The 21,718-nt window shown below is 72.3% G+C and carries 14 protein-coding genes and 3 pseudogenes; 10 read left to right on the top strand and 7 right to left on the bottom strand.

The genetic code is table 11. The features are described from left to right. Positions 1-190: 190 nt before the first annotated feature. Complete coding sequence (locus ACZ3KP_RS04775; RefSeq protein WP_467496345.1) at positions 191-2,659, bottom strand: SpoIIE family protein phosphatase; 2,469 nt, start codon at positions 2,657-2,659, stop codon at positions 191-193. Between the two features lie 207 nt (positions 2,660-2,866). On the opposite strand from ACZ3KP_RS04775, the gene ACZ3KP_RS04770 reads away from it, so the two are divergent. Beyond that, the gene (locus tag ACZ3KP_RS04770) at positions 2,867-4,951 is read left to right on the top strand and encodes a SpoIIE family protein phosphatase (protein ID WP_467496343.1); all 2,085 of its coding nucleotides are present in this window, start codon (positions 2,867-2,869) and stop codon (positions 4,949-4,951) included. Between the two features lie 10 nt (positions 4,952-4,961). Here ACZ3KP_RS04770 and ACZ3KP_RS04765 read toward each other — a convergent pair whose 3' ends face one another. The 3 genes and pseudogenes from ACZ3KP_RS04765 to ACZ3KP_RS04755 form a co-directional block, all read right to left on the bottom strand. Further along, complete coding sequence (locus ACZ3KP_RS04765; protein ID WP_467496341.1) at positions 4,962-6,626, bottom strand: tetratricopeptide repeat protein; 1,665 nt, start codon at positions 6,624-6,626, stop codon at positions 4,962-4,964. 111 nt (positions 6,627-6,737) lie between these two features. Next, positions 6,738-7,418 (bottom strand): annotated as a pseudogene (locus ACZ3KP_RS04760) (polysaccharide deacetylase family protein); the annotation flags it as partial. Next, positions 7,418-8,086: a glycoside hydrolase family 11 protein gene (locus ACZ3KP_RS04755; protein ID WP_358980622.1), complete on the bottom strand. Its 669-nt coding sequence runs from the start codon at positions 8,084-8,086 to the stop codon at positions 7,418-7,420. The pseudogene ACZ3KP_RS04760 and the gene ACZ3KP_RS04755, both read right to left, overlap by 1 nt. Positions 8,087-8,434: 348 nt before the next feature. Between ACZ3KP_RS04755 and ACZ3KP_RS04750 the strand changes: the two genes are divergently transcribed. Both ACZ3KP_RS04750 and ACZ3KP_RS04745 read left to right on the top strand, forming a co-directional pair. Beyond that, on the top strand, positions 8,435-9,559 hold the full coding sequence (locus ACZ3KP_RS04750) for a PP2C family protein-serine/threonine phosphatase (RefSeq protein ID WP_467496339.1): 1,125 nt from the start codon (positions 8,435-8,437) through the stop codon (positions 9,557-9,559). 211 nt (positions 9,560-9,770) lie between these two features. Continuing rightward, the gene (locus ACZ3KP_RS04745) at positions 9,771-11,927 is read left to right on the top strand and encodes an MMPL family transporter (RefSeq protein WP_467496337.1); all 2,157 of its coding nucleotides are present in this window, start codon (positions 9,771-9,773) and stop codon (positions 11,925-11,927) included. 92 nt (positions 11,928-12,019) lie between these two features. On the opposite strand, the gene ACZ3KP_RS04740 is transcribed toward ACZ3KP_RS04745, so the two are convergent. Continuing rightward, positions 12,020-13,171 (bottom strand): glutathione-independent formaldehyde dehydrogenase, encoded by a 1,152-nt coding sequence (locus tag ACZ3KP_RS04740; protein WP_467496335.1) that lies wholly within the window; start codon positions 13,169-13,171, stop codon positions 12,020-12,022. A gap of 265 nt (positions 13,172-13,436) precedes the next feature. Then, the gene (locus tag ACZ3KP_RS04735) at positions 13,437-14,666 is read right to left on the bottom strand and encodes an alpha/beta hydrolase family protein (protein WP_467496333.1); all 1,230 of its coding nucleotides are present in this window, start codon (positions 14,664-14,666) and stop codon (positions 13,437-13,439) included. A gap of 207 nt (positions 14,667-14,873) precedes the next feature. On the opposite strand from ACZ3KP_RS04735, the gene ACZ3KP_RS04730 reads away from it, so the two are divergent. From ACZ3KP_RS04730 to ACZ3KP_RS04720, 3 genes are all read left to right on the top strand, one after another. Then, the gene (locus tag ACZ3KP_RS04730; protein ID WP_467496331.1) at positions 14,874-15,089 is read left to right on the top strand and encodes a hypothetical protein; all 216 of its coding nucleotides are present in this window, start codon (positions 14,874-14,876) and stop codon (positions 15,087-15,089) included. A 24-nt stretch (positions 15,090-15,113) separates the two neighbouring features. Then, positions 15,114-15,590: an SRPBCC family protein gene (locus ACZ3KP_RS04725; RefSeq protein ID WP_467496329.1), complete on the top strand. Its 477-nt coding sequence runs from the start codon at positions 15,114-15,116 to the stop codon at positions 15,588-15,590. A 173-nt stretch (positions 15,591-15,763) separates the two neighbouring features. After that, the gene (locus ACZ3KP_RS04720; protein ID WP_467496777.1) at positions 15,764-16,285 is read left to right on the top strand and encodes a hypothetical protein; all 522 of its coding nucleotides are present in this window, start codon (positions 15,764-15,766) and stop codon (positions 16,283-16,285) included. Between the two features lie 648 nt (positions 16,286-16,933). Here ACZ3KP_RS04720 and ACZ3KP_RS04715 read toward each other — a convergent pair. Next, a complete protein-coding gene (locus tag ACZ3KP_RS04715; protein WP_467496327.1) occupies positions 16,934-17,497 on the bottom strand; it encodes a hemerythrin domain-containing protein in 564 nt (187 codons plus the stop codon). A gap of 317 nt (positions 17,498-17,814) precedes the next feature. Between ACZ3KP_RS04715 and ACZ3KP_RS04710 the strand changes: the two are divergent. From ACZ3KP_RS04710 to ACZ3KP_RS04695, 4 genes and pseudogenes are all read left to right on the top strand, one after another. Further along, a pseudogene (locus tag ACZ3KP_RS04710) lies at positions 17,815-18,808 on the top strand (NAD-dependent epimerase/dehydratase family protein). A gap of 36 nt (positions 18,809-18,844) precedes the next feature. Continuing rightward, on the top strand, positions 18,845-20,410 hold the full coding sequence (locus ACZ3KP_RS04705) for a carbamoyltransferase family protein (RefSeq protein WP_467496325.1): 1,566 nt from the start codon (positions 18,845-18,847) through the stop codon (positions 20,408-20,410). Then, positions 20,407-21,438, top strand: coding sequence for a glycosyltransferase family 2 protein (locus ACZ3KP_RS04700; RefSeq protein ID WP_467496323.1), 1,032 nt, complete (start codon positions 20,407-20,409; stop codon positions 21,436-21,438). Before ACZ3KP_RS04705 ends, ACZ3KP_RS04700 begins: the two co-directional genes overlap by 4 nt. Next, positions 21,435-21,716: pseudogene (locus tag ACZ3KP_RS04695) on the top strand (HAD-IIIA family hydrolase); the annotation flags it as partial. The gene ACZ3KP_RS04700 and the pseudogene ACZ3KP_RS04695, both read left to right, overlap by 4 nt. Positions 21,717-21,718: the final 2 nt, after the last annotated feature.

Below are 21,718 nucleotides of genomic sequence, written 5' to 3'. Positions count from 1 at the left end.
GTCCCTGGTTTGGCGGTCCCTGGTTTGGCGGTCCCTGGTCAAGTGGTCCGTGGTCCGGTGGTTGCTGGTTCGGGCCGTACGCGTCCCCCAACAAGGCGGCTCCCCCCATTGCTGCCGAATCCTCATCAATTGACAGCGTACGGCCAAACATGCGCATTCGACAGGGCGCCGTCGCCCGGTCCCACCGGGCTCACGTCGCCGGGATCTCCTGCTCGGCCCAGATGATCTTGCCGTTCCCGGTGTGGCGGGCGCCCCAGCGGTGGGCGAGCTGGGCCACCAGGAAGAGGCCCCGGCCGCCCTCGTCGGTGCTGCGGGCGTGCCGCAGCCGGGGCGCGGTACTGCTGCCGTCGGCGACCTCGCAGGTCAGCCGGGAGTCGCGCAACAGCCTCAGCGTGATGGGCGGTTCGGCGTACCGGATGGCGTTGGTGACCAGTTCGCTGACGATGAGTTCGGTGGTCGTCACCAGCTCGTCGTAGCCCCAGGTGAGCACCTGGTGCACCGCCTTGGCCCGGACCTCGCCGACGGCGGCCGGGTCGACGGGGACGTCCCAGGAGACGACGTGGTCGATGCCCAGGGCGTGGGTGCGGGCCAGAAGCAGGGCGATGTCGTCGGGCTGCGGAACGGGGACCAGTTGCTGCACGGCCGACGCGCACAGCGTGTCGAGGTCGGCGTCGGGGACCGCCAGGGCGGCGCGCAGTCGGGCCATGCCCAACTCGACGTCCCGGTCGGCGCCTTCGATGAGGCCGTCGGTGTAGAGGCCGATCAGGCTGTTCTCGGCGAGTTCGATCTCGGTGGCCTCGAAGGCCATGCCGCCGAGCCCGAGCGGCGGCCCGGGGGGCATCTCGGGGAACCGGACCTGCCCGTCGGGCGCCACGACGACCGGCGGCGGGTGCCCGGCCCGGGCCATGGCGCACCGCCGGGTCACCGGGTCGTAGACGGCGTACAGGCAGGTCGCTCCCACGAACGTGGCCGTGCTGCCCTCGGAGGCCGTGCCCGAGATCTCCTCCTCCCCCAGCCGCAGCACCAGGTCGTCGAGGTGGGCGAGGAGTTCGTCGGGAGGCAGTTCCATGTCGGCGAGGGTCTGCACGGCGGTGCGCAGCCGGCCCATGCTCGCCGCGGCGGTGAGGCCGTGGCCCACCACGTCCCCGACGACCAGGCCGACCCGGGCGCCGGACAGCGGGATCACGTCGAACCAGTCGCCGCCGACCCCGTCCGTCGCGTCCGCCGGCAGGTAGGCGGAGGCCACGTCGAGAGCCGTACCGCCGGTCAGGGCCTGCGGCAGCAGGCTGCGCTGGAGGGTGACCGCCGCGGTGTGCTCCCTCGTGTAGCGGCGGGCGTTGTCGACGCAGACGGCGGCCCGGGCGACGAGTTCCTGGGCGAGCAGGACGTCGTCCGCCTGGAAGGGGGCCGGGTTGAGCGAGCGGGCGAAGGTGGTGAGGCCGAGGGCGGTGTTGCGCGCCCGCATCGGGACCGAGATGAGCGAGTGCAGTCCGAACTCCCGGATGCGGGCCGCCCGAGCGGGGTGCTCGGTGACCCACAGGAGGTCCTCCGGGTCGAGTTCGGGGATGAGGATCGGCTCTCCCCTGATGAGCAGGTCGAGGCCGTGCGGCGGCGGCAGGAAGTCCACCTTGTCGCCGACCCGCGCCACGGCCTCGGGGTGGCCCTCGCGGACGGTCCTCAGCGCGGCGCGCCGCATCGCCGGTCTGGCCGGCGCCGGCCCCGCGTCGGTCAGCCAGGTGCCGTGCCCCTCGGTGCTGAGGACGGGCTCCAGGAGGTCGACGATGACGAAGTCGGCGAACCGGGGGACGGCGAAGTCGGCGAGTTCCTGGGCGGTGCGCAGCACGTCGAGCGTGGTGCCGATGCGGGTGCCCGCCTCGTTGACCAGGGACAGCAGCTGGCGGGCGGCCCACCGCTCGGTGACGTCGGAGACCAGGTAGCAGACGCCGGTCACGGAGTCGTCGGGGCCCACCAGGGGGAAGAAGGACGTGGAGTAGGCGTGCTGGCGGTGCGGATCGGACCAGCTCCAGCCGAGGTACTCGTAGTCCGTGACCGGTTGCCGGGTCTTCAGCACCTCGCGCATCAGGGTCTCGAGGGTGGTCGCCTGCAGCCCGGGCAGCAGCTCGCTCAGCCGCCGGCCCAGGCGCTGCTCACGGGGGACTCCGCCGAGGTGCTCCAGGGTGTCGTTCAGCCATACGTAACGCAGCTCCAGGTCCATCACGGCCATGCCGATCGGCGAGCGGGTGAGGAACCCGTCGAGGACGGACTGCCCCATCGCCCACTGAGGCCGCTGCTCGCGTGCCGAGAGCAGGAAGCACTCCTCGTCGTTGATCCGGAAGGACGCGGAGACCCGCAGGTCGACCAGGACGCTGCGGCCGTCGCGGTGCCGCAGCGGTACGAGCCCGCTCCAGCCCATGCCTGAGCGGCAGCGCTGGGCGACGCCGGCCGCCCGGGCCGGGTCGGCGCGCATGGCGAGCAGCCGCGCCGCGGGGCTGCCGGTCACCTCGGCGGGCGGATGCCCGAGCAGGGCCTCGGCGGCGCGGGTCCAGCCGACCACGGCACCCGCGGCCGACACGACCGCCGCCGCGTCGCTGGACGCGTCGAGGAGATCGCGTGCGCCCACGGAGACCGGCGCGTCGAGGTCTTTTCGCGGAGAATCCATTGGCTACATCCTCTACGTACCCCCATGTTCCTGCTTGTCCGATCGCCGCGCACGGTCCGCGGGGAATCCGGGTGACCGGGACCGGCCGGGACCGCCGCCGGCAGCGGGGTACCCGTCTGGAGTTGGGCGAGTGGCGGGGCGGGGGCAGCATGGAAGTGCCGTGGCGGCCGCGGCATCGGCCCGGCGGCCGGTGGAGGTGGTTGACGGATGGGTGCGGACTCCCTGGGGACCGGTGGTGCCGACGGCTCCGGCGGTGAGGGGTACGGACGGGGAAGGCTGCGTCCGACCGGCCTGCTGGACGTGCTGAGCGTGGCCGCGGTAGCCCTGGACTCCCAGGGCCGGATCGTCTTCTGGACGCCGCAGGCCGGGGAGCTGTTCGGATACTCGGCCGAGGAGGCCCTGGGCCGGTACGCGGCACGTCTGCTCGTCGATCCGGAGCATCTGCAGGCGGCGGTGAGCCTCTTCACGGAGGTGCTGGAGACCGGCCGGGCCTGGGCCGGCGCCTTCCCGGTCCGGCACAAGGACGGCGGCAGCCGCCTGATGGAGTTCCGCAGCATGCGGCTGCTGGACGACCTCGGGGACGTCTACGCCCTGGGGATCGTCGCCGACCACAACCTGCTCCAGCGGGTGGAGACCGACCTGGCGCTGTGCGAGCGGCTGATCAACCAGTCCCCGATCGGCCTGGCCCTGCTCGACCCCGACCTGCGTTACCTGCTGGTGAACCCGGCCCTGGAGCGGATCGACGGCATCCCCGCCGAGGAGCACATCGGGCGGCATCTGCGGGAGACGCTGCCGCTGCCCGACATCGACACGGTGGAGTCGGCGCTGCGCCAGGTGCTGACCACCGGTACGCCGCTGCTCGACCAGTACCACATGGGCCGGCCGCCCGTCGATCCGGACCACGAGCACGCCTGGTCGCTGTCGTTCTACCGGCTGGAGGACCCCGCCGGCCGGATCCTGGGCGCGGCGTTCTCGGTCGTCGACGTCACGGAGCGGCATCGCGCGGCGGCCGAGGCCGACCGGGCCCGGCGCCGGCTCGCGCTGATCGCCGACGCCTCGGCGCGGGTGGGCACCTCGCTGGAGGTGGAGCGCACGGCCGCCGAGCTGGCCGAGGTCGCCACCCCGGTCCTCGCGGACGTGGTCGCGGTGGACGTGCTGGACTCGGCGCTGGCCCTGCGCCGCTCACGCCGCCCGGACAACGGCCCGGAGCTGTTCCGTGCCCTCGCCCTGAAGGCGGCGCATCCCACGGTGGCACTGCGGGCCGCCGACTCCCCCGGCGATCTGGCGGCGTACGAGGGCGACCGCCTGGTGACGCTGTGCGTGCACACCGCACGGCCGGTCCTGGTCCCGCACGTCGGCGCGCACGACCTGCCGCGGATCGCGCGCAACGCGGCGGCGGGCGAGCTGCTGGCGCAGGCCGGTGTCCACTCGTACCTGGCCGTGCCGCTCATCGCCCACGGCGAGGTGCTCGGCGCCCTGGACCTCAAGCGCACCAGCAATCCGCTGCCGTTCGACGAGGACGACGTGGTCCTCGCCAGCGAGCTGGCCGGGCGCGCGGCGGTCGCCATCGACAACGCCCGCTGGTTCCAGAGCGTCCGCAACACCTCCCTCACCCTGCAGCGCAGTCTGCTTCCCGACCACCCGCCGCACCACAGGGGCCTGGAGCTGGCCTCCCGCTACGAGCCCGCGCAGGCGACCAGCGAGGTGGGCGGTGACTGGTACGACGTGATCCCGCTGGCGGGCGACCGGACCGCGCTGGTCGTCGGTGACGTCATGGGCAACGGCATCGACGCGGCCGCCACGATGGGCCGGCTGCGCACCGCCACCTGCGCGTACGCGGACCTGGACCTGCCGCCCGCCGCCGTGCTCCAGCACCTGGACAAGATCACCTGCGATCTGGAGCACTACATCGTCACCTGTCTGTACGCGGTGTACGACCCGGTCACCAGGCGCTGCGAGATCGCCAACGCGGGTCACATGCCGCCCGCGCTGGTCCACTCGGGCACGGCGCCGGCCCTGCTGGACCTGCCGGCCGCCGCCCCGCTCGGCGTCGGCGGCATCCCGTTCGAGACCAGGACCGTCGACCTGGCCGCGGGTGATCTGCTCGTCCTGTACACGGACGGTCTGGTGGAGACCCGCCGGCATCCGATCGACGACCGCCTCGACGTCCTGCTCGGTTTCCTGGAGGAGCCGAGCCGGCCGCTGGAGGAGACCTGCGACCTGCTGCTGCACGGTCTGCGCCACCCCGACGACCACGACGACGTGGCGCTGCTGGTGGCGCGGGCGCTGTAGCCCGGTACGCCTACGGGGTGCCGCAGCAGTCGGTGCGGCAGAAGCAGGACGCCGTGATCGGCACGTCGGCGCTCGCGGCGGCGAGTTTCAGCTGCTGGGCCACGATCCGGGCCTCGCCGTCCTTGCCGAGCCGCCGCAGGCATTCGTGGAGGCCGTGCAGGGCCCAGACGTTGCCCGGGTGCTGCAACGGCCGGGGCAGGGTGTCGTCCAGGCCGAGGTCGGCCCGGTAGACCGCCTCGGCCTCCGTGACGCGGCCGCGTTCGAGGAGGAGGGCGCCGTAGGCGTGCCGGGTGGGCTGCATCCAGCCCCACGGTTCGTCGTAGGGGAGGTTGTCGTCCAGGTCGACCGAGTGCCGCAGGGCGCTGAAGGCGGTGTCGAAGTCGCCCTTGCGGTAGGCGAGTTCGCCGTCGAGCAGGGCGGCGGCGATGGCCAGGACGTCGGCACAGGTGTTGTTGAAGATCGTTCGGGTGCCGGGGACCGCGGCCACGGCGTCCCGGAACCGCGCGCGGTCCGTCTCCGCCTCGGCGATCCGGCCGGTCGCGGAGTGCGCGACGCCGCGCGCGTAGTGCAGCATCGCGGTGCTCACGCAGTACAGCGCGGGGTCGGCGGGCAGCGGGAGCCGCAGGATGTCGTCCCAGCGGCCGAAGCGGATCAGGACGTGCACCCGCATGGCCAGGAAGCCCTCCAGCCAGTCGGCCATCGGCGGGCTCGGTACGCGCAGCAGGTCCTCCGGGACGGCGGCTTCGAGCAGTTCGGCGGTGGCGAGGGCGTCCTGGAAGCGGCCCAGGAACATCGCGCCGTAGATCCTGAAGTGCAGGTTGTGGCAGCGGTACAGGGTGTAGAAGTTCATGGCGCCGGCCCGCGCGTGGTACTTCTCGTCGGCGGCGACGGCCGCGGTGTTGTCGGAGACGACGCGCCGGTAGTCGCCGCAGAGGACCTCCAGGTGCGAGGGCATGTGCCGCAGGTGCCCGGCGTCGGGGACGAGGTCGCGCAGCCGGTCGGCGACGGGCAGCGCGGTCTCGGGCGTGGGCGACATCTCCATCAGGTGGATGTACAGGTGCAGCAGGCCGGGGTGCCGGGTCCCCGCCTCGGTGGCGAGGGCCCGCTCCAGTACGGCCCTGGCCTCCTGGGTGCGGGCGCCGTCGGCCGGTCGCCCGGTGCGGATGTCCCAGAGCTGCCAGGGCGTGAGGTTCATCAGGGCGTCGGCGTGCAGGGCCGCCACGTCGGGGTCGTCCGGCGCCAGGTCGTAGGCGGCGCGCATGCTGTCGGCGTAGTCCGTGTTCCACACCGAGCAGGCCGCCGGGTCCGGGGCGGCGGCCCGAGGGTAGCGGGCGCGCAGGGCCGACACGAGGGCGCGCTCCACGGGGGTCGCACGGACGGCGGCCTTGGCGTGGGCGCGCTGCACGGCGGCGTGGGTGCGCTCGACGGTGCGGGCGAGGTCCCGTTCGTCGAAGAACTCCCAGGGTTTGTTGTAGTTGGGGCCGAGGGCGTAGGCCACGCCCCAGTCGGCCATGGCGCAGTCCGGGTCGGCCGCGCCGGCCGCCTCGAAACAGCGCACGGCCTCCTCGTGGTTGAAGGCGTAGGTCCAGTTCAGCCCCCGGTCGAACCAGGTCTGTGCGTCGGGGGACGACGTCGTGACACGTCGGCTGTGACGGCCCAGGTCGTAGTAGTCCACGGTGGCGAACCTATCGACGCGAGGGATCCGGCGGATCGCCGTTCATCCGAACTCATGAGAGTGGCGCGGCGGTTGACGTACCGCCGCGCCACCGGTGCCACTGCTTTCTCAGGGTGCGACCGCGCGGCCGGTCTGAGCGGAGATCCGTCCGGGGCACAGCCCCTTGGCGGTGAGGGTCCCCGCGATGCGCGGGATCGCGGCCAGGGTGTTGGCCGGCCACTCGTGCATCAGGATGATCTGGCCGTTGGTGAGCCGGGAGACGGCCTGCACGATGGCGTCGGTGCTCGCGCCGTTCCAGTCCTGCGAGTCGACGTCCCAGATGATCTGGGTCAGACCGTACTTGGCCTCGACGGTGCGCACGGTCGCGTTGGTCTCGCCGTACGGCGGCCGGAACAGGGTCGGTGTCCCGCCGCCGGCGGCGGCGATGGCGGACTGGGTGCGGGAGATCTCCGAGTCGATCCCCGCCTGGGACTGCTGGGTCAGATGCGGGTGGGTGTAACTGTGGTTGCCGATCCACATGCCCGCGCCGGCCTCGGCCCTGACCTGCGCGGGGTAGGCGGCCGCGTACTGGCCCTCGTTGAACAGGGTGGCGCGCAGCCCGTTCGCCCGCAGGGCACTGAGCAGACTCGGAGTGTGGGCGTCGGACGGCCCGTCGTCGAAGGTGAGGCCCACGTAGCCGGTACAGGCGGCCGCGTGGGACGGGACGGCGCCGACGGTGAGGGTGCCGACGGCGGCCAGTGCGACGGCGGCTGCCACCACGGGGCGTAAGGAGCGTTCCGCCGGGGCGCCCATCATGCCACCGTGATGTTGGAGCTGCCGCTGCTCTGGTAGCCCTCGGTGGCGAGGATCTGGTAGTAGCTGAAGCTGCCGAGGGGCATGCCGGCCCTGGCCCAGGCGTCGAAGTGGTTGCCGGTGGTGATGGTGCCGCCGGTCCGCTTCGACTGGCGGACGCTCCAGTACTGGTTGAAGGTCTTGTTGCCCTCGACCGACGGCGCGTTGTACCGGGTCGTGAGGTAGATGTCGTAGGTGCCGCCGTCGCTGGTGACGCTGCCCTTGTAGGTTCCGGTGGGCCGGTAGGTGCCCCAGTTGTCGACGATGTAGTACTCGACGAGCGGGTTCGAGGTCCAGCCGTAGAGGGACAGGTAGCCGTTGCCGGAGGGGCTGAAGCTGCCGGAGTAGGTCACGTTGCGGCGGGCGCCGGTGCTCCACCCCTTGCCGCAGACGAAGTTGCCGGTGTTGCGCCAGCTGGCGCCGTAGTTGCCGCCGGAGCCGAGGGTCATGGACACCGTGCCCTGGGCGTCCGTCCAGAAGGAGTAGTAGTAGCCGCCGTTGGAACCGGTCTGGTTCGTGGTGACGACGGTGGCGGCGCGGGCGGTGCCGGGCAGGGCGAGCCCGGCGGCGGCGCCCAGCAGCAGGGCGCCGGCGCTCCGGCGGCTGAGGGCGTGGTCGAGCGGGTTCATGCGGTGCCTCCTCTGTGGCCTGTGCGGGTTGCTGCGGGTGTGACTTGCTGGGGAGTGTTGGTCTGCCCATGCCACCTGTCAACAGTTTCGGTGATTATTTCGAAACCTTCGCTTCACCGTCGTGACCATTTACGCAGTTCACCGGGCCGATTCGACATCAGGAGATCGACATGGTCGACAATCGGCCAATCGAAGATCCATTGAGACACCCAGAAAATCTCGAATGTTTCGGAAGTAGAGGCGAATGCTGCCGACGGAACATGCCGCTGAGCGGAGCAATCCGGGCGTGTCCCCCGGTGACCGGGGACGCTGGTCGTCTTGTCGAGATGCGTAGGCCAGGAGTCACGGGTGAGGCACGACGGTGGCAACCCAGCACTGCCCGCACCCCCCGCGTGGATGCGCTGGCTCCCCGTCATGTACGTCGCCGGGGTACTGGTGGTCGAGCCGATCACCCCCGTGTCGTGGCCGGTGAGCTTCGCGCTGATCGCGCTGCCCCTGGTGACCGCCTTCGCCCATACGGCGGTCGTCGTCGCCGGCACCACCGTCTTCGCCGTCGGCTTCGAGATGCTGCTGGCCGGCACCCCGTGCTGCGCGGGCCGCTCCGTCGGCTACATCTGGGAACGGCACTACGTCGCCGTCTACGCGTGCACGGCCCTGGTGGGCGCCCTCGGGACGGTCCTGGCCGCGCACCGCACGCGCCGCGAACGCACCCTGGCCGACGTACGGTTCGTGGCCGAGATCGCGCAACGCGTCCTGCTCAGGCCGGTGCCGCACCGGATCGGCGACCTGCTCCTTGAGAGCTTCTACCTGTCCGCCGCCGCGGAGGCCCGCATCGGCGGCGACCTCTACGAGGCGGTGCCCACCGCTCACGGGGTACGGCTGCTCATCGGCGACGTGCGCGGCAAGGGGCTGCTCGCGGTGGAGACGGCGGCCGCGATGCTGGGGGCGTTCCGCGAGGCCGCGCACGACGAACCCGACCTGCACGCGCTGGTGGAGCGGGTGGACGTCAGCATGTCGCGCAGGGCCGACCAGCTGGGCGGGCAGGAGACGGCCGAACGGTTCGTCACCGCCGTCTTCGCCGAGATCCCCGCCGACGAGCGGGTCGTACGCGTCCTCAACTGCGGCCATCCGCCGCCGCTGCTGATCCGTCCCGGCGAGGTGCGCGAGCTGGACCGGGGCCGGCCGGGGCCGCCGTTGAACCTCGGCATGCTGGTCGGGGACCCCTACCGCGTGGACACCTACGCCTTCGGCCCCGGTGACCAGCTGCTGCTGTACACGGACGGCGTCACGGAGACCCGGGACCCGGACGGTGTCTTCTACCCGCTGCTGCAGCGACTGCGCTCCTGGGGCCCGATGCCGCCGCCGGAACTGCTGGCGCGGCTCCACCAGGATCTGCTCGACTACAGCCACGACCGGCTGCGGGACGACACGGCCGCCCTCACGGCGTTCCTGCTCCCCACACCGAGCAACTGACCCACCGCTCACCGACCGCGCGGCCGTGGCTGGGCGTCTCCGCCCGGCCGGTACCGGAAACCCACTGGACCGACTGTCGTGGGTGATCCCTACCATGTGACCTCAAGACAACCATGCGACCGGCCCGTCGGGTGCGGGCCGGTCGGGGTCGCCGATGCCAGGGTCCGCTCCCCGGGCTGCGGTGATCTTCCTACTCAGGAGGACCTTCCGCATGTTCCGACGAATTGGCAGTGCCGTCGTCCGACATCCCGTCTGGACGATCGTGGCATGGCTGATCGCGGCGGTCGCGATCGTCGCCACCGCCCCGAGCCTGCCCTCGAACAGCGACGAGAGCAGTTTCCTGCCCAAGAGCTACGAATCGATCAAAGCGGCCGGCCTCCAGGAGAAGGCGTTCCCCAGCGCCTTCACCCCGTCCGCGATCGCCCTGTACCAGCGCACCGACGGCGGCAGGCTCACCGCCGCCGACCTGAAGGACGTCTCCCGGATCACCACCGAACTGGGCGGCAAGCACATCGACCAGGTCCAGAAGGTCGTCCCCGGCCAGCCGTCCAAGGACGGCAGATACACCATGACCCTGGTGCAGATGGACAGCAAGAACGCCGGTCAGCCCGTACAGGCGGACGCGGCCAAGGTGTTGCGCGACGACGTGAAGCAACTGACCAAGGGCACCGACCTGGAGGCCAGGCTCGGCGGCTCGGCCGCGCAGGCACTGGATCAGCAGGACTCGTCCAAACGCGGTGAGGCGCTGATCGGCATCGGCACCTTCCTGATCATCCTGGTGACCCTGCTGATCATCTTCCGGGCGCCGATCCTCGCGGTCCTGCCGCTGATCACGATCGGCCTGGTGTCCGCGATCGCCAACGGACTGATCGCCTACGCCACCAAGCTGTTCGGTCTGCAGGCCAACAGTTCCGTCTCGTCGATCCTGATCGTCGTGCTCTTCGGTGTGGGTACGGACTACTTCCTGTTCCTGATGTTCCGCTACCGCGAACGCCTGCGCGCCGGCGACGAACCCAAGGAGGCCATGGTCAACGCGGTGGCCCGGGTCGGCGAGGCGATCGCCTCGGCGGCCGGCGCGGTCATCATCGCCTTCCTCGCGCTCGTGCTGTCCACGCTGGGCTTCCTCAAGCAGATGGGCCCGGCGCTGGCCATCGCGGTCTCCGTGACGCTCGTCGCGGGGCTGACCCTGATCCCGGCCGTCGTCTCGCTCATCGGCCCGAAGGTGTTCTGGCCCTCCAAGTCCTGGCAACGCGAGCCGGAGAACGCCCGGTTCGCGGCCCTCGGCCGTGGTGTGCAGCGCCGCCCGGCACTGACCGCCGCGGTCTCCGGCCTCGTCCTGGTGGTGCTGTCGCTGGGCACGCTCGGCTACCACGCCACCTTCGACCTGGCGTCGGGCTCGATGCCCAAGACCAAGGAGTCCATGGTCGTCCAGGACGAGATGCAGAAGGCGTACTCGGCCGGTGCCGCCGCACCCACCGACGTCTACCTGTCCAGCACCGCCGGCAAGCCGCTGGACAGGTCCGCGTTCGACGCGTACGCGCGCAAACTCGGCGCCGTGGACGGTGTCGCCAGTGCCCGGCTGAACCAGCTCAACAACCCCGGTACCACGGCGGACTTCACCGTCACGCTCAAGTACGAGGCCTCCACGGACAAGGCGATCGACACGGTGGGCCGGGTGCGGGACGTCGCGCACGCCAGTGCTCCCGAGGGCACCGAGGCGGTGGTCGGCGGCATGTCCTCGATCTACAAGGACATCGACTCCGCGGTGAACCACGACTACCGGACGGTGTTCCCGGTCGCCGCCCTGCTGATCATGGTGATCCTGGGGCTGCTGCTGCGCAGCGTGGTCGCGCCCTGGTACCTGATCGCCTCGGTGGGCCTGGGCTTCGGCGCCACGCTGGGCGCGACGGTCTGGATCTTCCAGGACGCGCAGAACAAGCCCGGGCTGATGTTCATGCTTCCGGTGATCATGTATCTGTTCGTGGTCGCCATCGGCACGGACTACAACATCCTCATGATCGCCAGGCTGCGCGAGGAGGCCCGGGAGGGCCGGGAGCCGCGCGAGGCGGCCGGGATGGCGCTGCGGCACGCCGGACCGACGGTGGCCGCGGCGGGCTTCATCCTGGCGGCGACCTTCGCCACGATGATGCTGGCCGGGAACTCGCTGCTCACGGAGATGGGCTTCGCGGTGTCCTTCGGCATCGCGGTGGCCGCCTTCGTGATGGCGATGTTCTTCACCCCGAGCCTCACCGCCCTGATCGGTCACGCGGCCTGGTGGCCGGGCCACGCCGACCGGGCGCGGCCGGGGGCGGACGGCGGCTCCTCCCCGGCCACGGACGAGTACCAGACCGCGGGACGGCGCGGCTAGCGGCACCGCGGACAGCGGGGGCCGGCGGGCCGTGCGGCCCGCCGGCCCCCGTGCTTCCTGTGCTGTGCCGTGAAGGCAGCCGTCCCCGAGGCCTACGCGGCCAGTGCGTGACCGGGATGCAGGACGACCTTGGTGTAGCCCTCGACCCGCTGGTCGAACTTCTCGTACGCGCCGGGTGCCTCCTCCAGCGGCAGTTCGTGGGAGACCACGAAGCTGGGCTTGGCCCGCCCCGCGATGATCAGGTCGCGGAGCTGCCGGTTGTACTGCTTGACGTTGCACTGGCCGGTGCCCATCCGCTGGCCCTTCTCGAACATCCTGCCGATGGAGACCAGGAGCTGGCCGTGCTTGGCGTGCTCGTCGGGTCCGCCGGGGTCGGACGGGACGTACAGGCCGGGTACGCCGAGCATGCCGGTCGGCCGTACGGTCTCGACGAGGGTGTTGAGGACGACAGCGGGTTCCTCGTGGCTCGCGTCATGCGCCTGGGCCTGGTAGCCGACGGCGTCGACGCCCTTGTCGGTGCCCTCACCTCCGGTCTGTTCCTTGATCTGTTCCGCCGGGTCACCCTGGGTGAAGTCGATCGGTATCGCTCCGATCTCCTCCGCCTTGGCGAGTCGCTCCGGTACCCGGTCGACCGAGAACACCTTGGCCGCGCCGCGCAGCAGCGCGGAGTAGGCGGCCATCAGCCCGACCGGTCCCGCGCCGAAGACGGCGACGCTCTCGCCGGGGATCACCTGGGCTAGTTCGCAGCCGTGATAGCCGGTCGGGAAGATGTCGGCGAGCAGGACGAAGTCGGTCTCGAATTCGTTGCCCGGCGGCAGCTTCAGACAGTTGAAGTCGGCGAACGGTACCCGCAGCAGCTCCGCCTGGCCGCCCTTGTAGGGGCCCATGGCCACATAGCCGTAGGCTCCGCCGGCGAAGCCCGGGTTCACCGTGAGGCAGAATCCGGTCTTCCCGGCCAGACAGTTCTTGCAGAAGCCGCAGGCGACGTTGAAGGGCATGACGACCCGGTCGCCCTGGGACAGCGAGACGACACCCGGGCCGACCTCCTCGACGATGCCGAGGTTCTCGTGTCCGAAGACGATGCCCGACTCCGCGGCCGTGCGGCCCTCGTACATGTGCAGGTCGGACCCGCAGATCGCGGTGGATGTGACCCGTACCAGCACGTCGTTCGGGTGCTGGATGCCCGGATCGTCGACGTCCCTGACAGCGACGCTGAAGGGCTTCTCGTAGACAACGGCTTTCACCTGGTTCACCTCCGCGTCGAACGCCACGAGGCAGGGCCCCAGGTAGGTCGGTGCCGCAACCTTGGGCGCTCTTGTTTCACCGTCGGATACTTCCAGAAAACGCCGGTACGGCAGGCGGTGCAACTGCCGACGCCACCCGTTCCACGTTCCACGGCGTCGGCCGGTCCCCGTCCGGTCACGGAGACCGCATGCCTGGAGCGGGCGGCGGACCGGACACCGGCGTGACCGGCGCACCCCGCCCGACCGCACGCTTCAAAGCGGCCGCTCAGCGGCGGAACAGCCGCACCTCCGGGGAGCCGACCGGCAGTTCGGCCTCGTCGCGCCCGCGCAGCCACCGGTCGAAGAACGCGGTGAGGCAGGCCCGTTCGACGAGGATCGCGCGGGCCGGGGCGACGGTGCCGACGTTCCTGACGACCGTCGCGCGGGGCAGGCCCAGTTGGCGGGCGATCTGGGGAATCATCGTCTCCGCATCGGTGTAGGTGGCGTGTTCGGCGCCACGCAGGGTCAGGCCCGCGCCGGGTCCGCGGCTGTGCCGCCACAGGGCGTTCCAGGACGGCACCGTGCGCAGGTCGTTGCCGTCCTTCCCGACCAGCAGGAAGGGCCGGTCCAGGCCGTCCGCCGCGACACCGGACAGGTGGCCGTGGTCGCCGTCCTCCTGGACGTAGGCGAGTACGCCGTCGAAGTTCGCGCCGGCCGCGATGCGCGGGTCGTCGTGCATGGCCTGGAGGGCGGTGAAGCCGCCGGCCGAGTGCCCGAACATGCCGATGCGGGTCCAGTCCGGCAGGCCGCGCAGCTCCCCGGGCAGCACCCGCGGCAGCTCGTCGAGCAGGAAGCGGGTGTCCGCGACGCGTACGGCCGTCGTCTTCTCCAGGAGCGCCCTGATGCGCCCCTCGTCCGGGTAGGCCTTGGCGAACTCCGCGGGCAGCACGGTACGTTCCACGCGGCCGCCGGGGAACTGCACGGCCGAGGCGTCGTAGGTGTGGTCGAGGGTCACCACGACGTAGCCCCGTGCGGCGAGGTCGTCGCTGAGAGTGGTGCCGAGGGAGCGGGGGTCACCGGCGCCGGGCGAGTAGCAGACCACCGGGTACGGGCCCCGGTCGCGATCGGCCGGGGCGCCTTCGTGGGCGTGGGTACGGGTGGCCGCCCAGTCGACCCGGTCGGCGGGCACGTCGACGAAGTCGTTGACGGCGGCGAAGCCGGCGGCCTCGCCGGGAAGCAGCTGCGGTGCCCTCGGGTGACCGTCGACGGCCCGTGCCGGGTAGCGGATGCTGATCATCAGCTCCCGGTACGGCTGCGCCGGGACCCAGGGATCGGCGCGTGCGGTGTCGACGAGCCGCACGGAGACCGTCCCCACCGGGTGCGGACCGCTGGGCGGGGGCAGCGTCAGCCGTGCCCGCCCGGTCCGGCGCGGCGCTGCCGACGCGGTACGGGCGGAGGCGGCGCAGAGGCCGGCGGCGGCGAGGGCCGACAGGGCGGCGGCGCGGCGAGTGAGCAAGGGGGCCTCCTGGTGCATGTCTTTTGTGCGCGTCCTCGGTGCGCGTCCTCCGTGCGTATGGCGCACGAGGACCGCGCGTCTTCGGCGATCCCCCGCAGCTTCGCCGACCGCGACCGCCCGCGGCCATCCGGCGAACCGGTCTCAGCACCGGGGGGTTATCCATACGGCAGCGTGGGTGACCTGGAGGGAACCGGGTACCCGGGCGCCGTGGCAGAGCGATCCGAACACTCCGAACACCACGAGAAGGACAGAACGGCCCCGACTCTCACGAACGAGGTGCTGGAGCAGGTCGGGAAGCGTGCCGCACGGGAGGACGCCGACGAGGGCGCCCCCGAACGTGCGGCGGACGGCGACCCGATCACGCCGAGCCCAGGGGTCGACAAGAGGACAGCCCGGGGCCGCAGGTCCGCGCCCCGGGAGTAATCCGCTCGCGACGAGGAGGAACAGATGAGCACGGTCAAGGAAGCAGTGGACGTCGGCGTCCCGCTCCACACCGCCTACAACCAGTGGACCCAGTTCGAGGACTTCCCGAACTTCATGGAGGGCGTCGAGGAGGTCAGGCAGGTCGACGACCGGCACAACCACTGGACCACCAGCGTCGGTGGGGTGCGGCGCGAGTTCGACACCGAGATCGTCGACCAGCTGCCGGACGACCGGATCACCTGGCGGACCACCGACGGTGACACCCAGCAGCGGGGAACCGTCCGCTTCGAGTCCCTGGACGACGGCCGCACCAGGGTGGAGCTCACGATGGACGTCGAGCCCTCCGGGTTGGCCGAGAAGGGCGCGGACGCGCTCGGCCTGATCGACCGGCGGGTCAAGGGCGATCTGCGCCGCTTCAAGGAGTTCATCGAGCAGCGCGGCGCCGAGAGCGGTGCCTGGCGCGGCCGGGTCCGGCCCGGTGAAACCGGCGGCCCGCTCTAGAAAGGGCCGCGCAACGCCCCCAGCCCCTCGCCGTCGGCGAGGGGCTGGGGGCGTTGGGTGCGGGGCGCTGTGTGGAGGGCCACGGGCTGCGCCCATATCTCGGGGGGCCCGGCGCGGGATACCGTTTTGTCGGTTCGCGGTCGGTTTCCCCTCAGGTTTTCGGACGGTTGGCAGTGCTCGCAGATCTCTCTCCGCTCATCGCAGCGACGGCTCGCTGGCTCTCGGGCGCCTTCCCCGCCCACGGGGGTGCGTTCGCCGCCGCGCGCTGTGAGGCGCAGGCCAGGCAGGCGGTGACGGTGGCGGCCTGGCTGCGCTACCCGACAGCGCTCGACGCCGGCCTGGTCGGGGTGGTGGGCCCCGGTGGCTCGGCGCGGCTCGACTGGGTGACCGGCGGGGATGCGTCCGACGACGCGGACGACGCATGGCGCAGCTGGGTGGACGAGGTGGTGGCGAGCTGGGCGGCCGAACTGCTCTGCGAGCCCGAGCTGGCCCGGCTCGCCGTCCGCGCGCTCGCCGACGGGGAGCACCTGGGCGGCGGGTCGGTCGACTTCCGACGCCTGCTCGTGCCCGACGGGGACGACCGGCGGGCGGCGGCCCTGCTGCGCCATCCGGACCTGCTCGCCCCGGTGGCGCGACTGCACGCCGCCCAGCTCCACCGACGTCTCACCCCCGACGACGCCACCGCCAGAACCTGAGCCCCGACCGCGGCAGCTTCCCCGGCCTTCAGGCCCACCCCCGCCCCGTCGGCCCGGCCCGCGACATACACCCCAGCCCTCGAACCCACCGGCCCGCCCACACTCGGCTAGCCCGCCGACACCCGACCGGCCGCGACACTCGCTCGGCCCCGCCGACACCCGACCGGCCCCGACACCCGACCGGCCCCGACACCCGCTCGGCCCGTCGGAACCCGGCCGGCCCGCCGGAACCCGGTCGATCCGTCGGGGCCTGACCCGGGGTTCTCGTCCGGGCGAGTGGTCCGGGCCTCAGGCCGCTGTCTCCAGTGCGGGAGGTGGGAGGGGACCGGCGGAGGCGAAGGGGGCCGGCTCCGCTGCGCGGCCGCTCCACCCGGTCGATCAGGCGCCGCCATGGCGGCAGACCAGGTGCCCGGGATGCGGCCCGCCGCTTCGTCCCGACGCCCGGCGCGTACCCAATGTTCTGATATGCCAGGGCATTGGGATGCTAAGCGTGCTTGCTCACAGGAGCTCACGGCGGACAGGCCCCCCAGTCAGCTTCAAGACCTGAACACGACTCGGGCGCACGACTCCGGGGCCCGGCGTGCTGCGCGCCGGGCCCCGGAGTCGTGCGCAAGGGGCTACGGGCCGGTCGGGCCTGCGGGCCCAGGGTCAGTCGGTCTTCCCGCGGCCGGTCAGCGCGTCGCGGAGCCGGTCGACCAGGCCGGCGCCCGGGGCCAGCATCTTGTTCGCGGGCGGCTTGTCGGGGGCAGCGGGGTGCGGGCGGGTCGGCGCCGTCTTCTTCGCCTGCCTGACCTTGTCGCCCAGCTCGTTCAGGGCGTCCGCCGAGCAGGCCGCGCGCAGCCTCGGGAAGAGGTTCCGCTCCTCGTCCTCGACATGCATGCGGATCTCGCTCATCAGTGCGTTCATCAGGGTGTCGAACCGGGCGTCGTCCGCCTCGCAGCCCTCCAGGTCCTTCATGAGCTGCTCGGCCTTGGCGTGGTCCTCGAGCTCCTTGTCCGCCAGGGCCTCCCCGCCCTCGACGTGCTTGCGCACCGCCGGATAGAGATAGGCCTCCTCGGCCACCGAGTGCCGCACCAGTTCCATCGTGGCCTGGTCGGCGTAGATCTTGCGCTTCTTGTCACCGGGCGGCAGCGCCTCGATCTTGCCGAAGATCTCCTCCACCTCGTGGTGATCGGTCACCAACTCGTCGATGACGTTTCCACCGTGTCCCATGCCCTTCACCTCCGCTCGTGGCACAGCGGTCCGGATGCGGATCCGCCGCGGGCCGAGTGCCCCCCCGTCGGCCACGTCACACGAATCGCGAGACAGGAGGAGAGACGCATACTGGAACCAACGTGTGAAAACCACTGGCCCGGGAGCCCCGAGCCAGTGCCGTCGGGAAAACGGCGGCAGCCCGGAGCGGCACGTCAGTTCTCCGTCCCCCCACGAGTGTTCCTTCCTTTTCACACATAGCCCTCAACACCGCGCAGGACCAGCAGCGTCCGGGTGTGGTGGCCTCGTGCGCCGCCACCGCGGTCGAAAGGCATTCCATGACTGATGCGCCCTCAGCCCTGCCCTGGCGGCGGGCCGTGGTCACCGGCGGTGCCGGTCTCCTCGGCAGCCACCTCTGTGAACACCTGCTGAATGCGGAGGGCGAAGTCGACCGCGTCGACAACCTGCTCTCCGGTTCCCGCGAGAACATCGCCCACCTGACCGGCCGCCCCGGCTTCCGTTACGTCGAGCGGGACGTGTCCGCGCCCGACGTCCACGAAGACCTGCCCGGCCCCTACGACCTGGTGCTGCACTTCGCCTGCCCCGCCTCCCCCGCCGACTGCCTGCGTCACCTCCTGGAGACGCTGGACGTCGGCAGTCTGGGCACCCGGAACATGCTGGGGCTCGCCGAGCGCGACGGGGCCCGCTTCCTGCTGGCCTCGACGTCCGAGGTGTACGGCGACCCGCTGGTGCATCCGCAGCGCGAGGACTACTGGGGCAACGTCAACCCGGTCGGTCCGCGCAGCGTCTACGACGAGTCCGAACGGTTCGCCGAGGCGCTGGTCACCGCGCACGTCGGCAACCGGGACGCCGACGCGGGCATCGTCCGGCTGTTCAACACCTACGGACCGCGGATGCGGGCCCCTGGACGGCCGTGCCGTGCCCACCTTCGTGTGCCAGGCGCTGGCGGGCGAGCCGCTGACGGTGGCCGGGGACGGCAACCAGACCCGCTCGCTGTGCTACGTCGACGACACGGTGGACGGGATTCTGCGGGTGGCGGCCAGCCGGTCGGTACGCCCGGTGAACATCGGCGGCACCGACGAGATCACCGTCCACGAGATCGCCCTGCGGGTGGTGGAGCTGACCGGCTCGGCGTCCCCGATCGAGTTCGTCGCGCGGCCCACCGACGATCCGCAGCGGCGCCGCCCCGACACCACGCTGGCCCGTGAACTCCTCGGCTGGACACCGCATGCGCCCTGGGAGGAGGGCATCAAGCAGACCATCGCCTACTTCGCCGCCCGTCCGTCGGCCCCGCCGGACCCGCGCGGCTGACGCCCGCGCCCCACCCACCAGCCACGGAGGCACCGCATGCGCGTCCTGGGAATCAACGCTCTCTTCCACGATCCGGCCGCCGCCCTGGTGGTGGACGGCCGGATCGTGGCGGCGACGGAGGAGGAACGCTTCAGCCGGCGCAAACACGGCAAACGGCCGGTGCCCTTCTCCGCGTGGGAACTGCCTGAGCAGGCCGCCCGCTGGTGCCTGGAGCAGGCCGGCCTCGGCGCCGCCGACCTGGACGCGGTCGCCTATTCGTACGATCCCGAACTCGCCCTGCCCGCGCACCGGTTGGGCCTCGACGACCCCTGGGACGGGCTGCGCCAGGAGTACGCCCGGCAGGCGCCGGGGCTCCTGGCCGAGGCGCTGCCCGGTCTCGATCCGGAGAAGGTGCGCTTCGTCGCCCACCATGTCGCGCACGCCGCCTCCGCCGGCCAGGCCTCGCCCTATCCGGACTGCGCGGTGCTGGTGCTGGACGGCCGGGGCGAGTGCGGATCCCATCTGTCCGGGCGCTATGTCAACCGGGAGTTGGAGGTGCTGTCCGCGCAGGCGCTGCCCGACTCGCTGCGACTGTTCTACGAGGACCTCACCCAGCACCTCGGATTCCTGCGCAGCAGTGACGAGTTCAAGGTGATGGCGCTGGCCTCCTACGGCAGTGGGCGCTTCCTCGACGCGTTGCGCCCGTACGTCCGGGCGGACGGCGACGGCGGCTTCCGGGCCCGGCCCGTGCCCTGGGCGTCGCTGGCGCCGGCCCGGGCGGCGGGCGGCGACTGGACCCGCGACCACGCCGATCTGGCCGCCAGCGCCCAGGCCTGTCCGGAGGAGGTCCTGCTGCACCTGGTGCGCTCACTGCACGAGCGGACCGGGCAGGACGTGCTGACCCTGGCCGACGGGGTGGCGCTCAACTGTGTCGCCAACTCCGTGCTGTACCGAGAGGGTCCGTTCCGTACGGCCTGGGTGCGGCCGGCGGCCGGGGACGCGGGCACCGCGCTCGGCGCGGCCCTGCATCTCGCCCACCAGAAGGAGACGGTGGAACCGATGCCGACGGCCGCGCTCGGGCGGGGCTGGAGCGACGACGAACTGCGGGCGTGGCTGGAGCGGGCGGCCGTGCCGTACGAGGAGCCGGACGACATCGCCGAGACGGTGGCGGCCGGGCTGGCCCGGGACGGCATCGTGGCCTGGTTCCAGGGGCGCAGCGAGTACGGCCCCCGGGCTCTCGGGCACCGCTCGCTGCTCGCCCACCCGGGCGACGCGGCCAACCTGGAGCGGCTCAACGCCGTGAAAGGGCGGGAGGAGTTCCGGCCGGTGGCCCCGATGGTGCTGACCGAGCGGGCCGCCGAGCTGTTCGACGGGCCGCTGCCGAGCCCGTACATGCTGTTCGTGCATGACGTCGCCGAGGAGTGGCGGGCGCGCATCCCCGCGGTCGTGCACGTCGACGGCACGGCCCGGATCCGGACGGTGGACCGGTCCGCGGAGCCGCTGGTGGCGAGGATGATCGACGGGTTCGAGGCGCGGACGGGCCTGCCCGTGGTCGTCAACACCAGCCTGGACACCGTCGCGCTGGGCCCGTTCGCGGTGCGCCGCCGGGAGGCCTTCGCATGAGCGCGCCCGCCTACAGCGTGGTCGTCCCGACCATCGGCCGGGCCTGTCTCGCCGACTGCCTGCGGGCGCTCGACGCGGCCACCGGCCACCCTCCCGAGGAGATCGTCGTGGTCGACGACCGCCCCGACCCCGCCGCGCCGCTGCCGCTCGGCGCGGCGGGCACCCTGCGCGACCGGGTCCGCGTCCTGCGCACCGGCGGCCGGGGCCCGGCGGCCGCCCGCAACGCGGGCTGGCGGACGGTCGGCACGCCGTGGACGGTCTTCCTCGACGACGACGTGCAGGTGCTGCCCGACTGGTCCCGCCGGCTGGCCGCCGACCTCGACGGGGCCGGACCGGCCACCGGCGGGGTCCAGGGGCGGCTGACCGTGCCGCTGCCCGACGGGCGCAGGCCCACCGACTGGGAACGCGGCACGGCGGGGCTGGAGAACGCGGCCTGGGCGACGGCCGACATGGCGTACCGGACGCAGGCGCTGAGCGCGGTCGGCGGTTTCGACGAGCGGTTCCGGCGGGCTTTCCGTGAGGACGCCGACCTGGCGCTGCGGATCCAGGAGGCGGGGTGGGCGCTGCGCCGCGGGCAGCGCGTCACCCGACACCCGGTGCGGGCGGCGGGCCCCTGGGTGTCGGTGCGGGCGCAGCGCGGCAACGCGGACGACGTCCTCATGAACCGGCTGCACGGCGCCGACTGGTGGGACCGGGCCCGGGCGCCCCGCGGACGGCTGCCCCGGCACGCGGTCGTGACGGCCACGGCCCTGGCCTCGGTCGTACTCGCGCTGGCCGGCCGGCGCCGGGCCGCGGCCGTCGCCGGGGCGCTGTGGGCGGCCGGCACCGCCGAGTTCGCCCTCGCCCGCGTCCTGCCCGGCCCGCGCACGGCGCGCGAGACCGCGACGATGGCCGCGACCAGTGTGCTGATCCCTCCGCTCGCGGTCCGCCACTGGCTCACCGGTCTGATCCGCCACCGCCGCGCCGCCCCGCTGCGCCCCGGTCCCGCGACGGCCGCCGACCTCACCCCCTCGCGGAGCACACCATGACCCCCGCCCGCTCCGCGCGCCCCGTCACCGCGGTCCTCTTCGACCGGGACGGCACCCTGGTCGTGGACGTCCCCTGCAACGGCGACCCCGACCGCGTGCGGCTGCTGCCCGGCGCCCGGCAGGCCCTGGAGCTGGTGCGCGGGGCCGGCCTCGCCACCGGGGTGGTCAGCAACCGGTCCGGCATCGGGCGGGGCCTGCTCGGTCACGCCGACGTCCGGCGTGTCGACGCCCGGACCGACGTCCTGCTGGGCGGGGTCGACGTCTGGCTCTACTGCCCGCA

It is taken from the genome of Streptomyces sp. NPDC020958, assembly GCF_055562175.1.
Note: the sequence above shows the minus strand (reverse complement) of the source record. Positions and strands in the feature narration are given on the sequence as shown.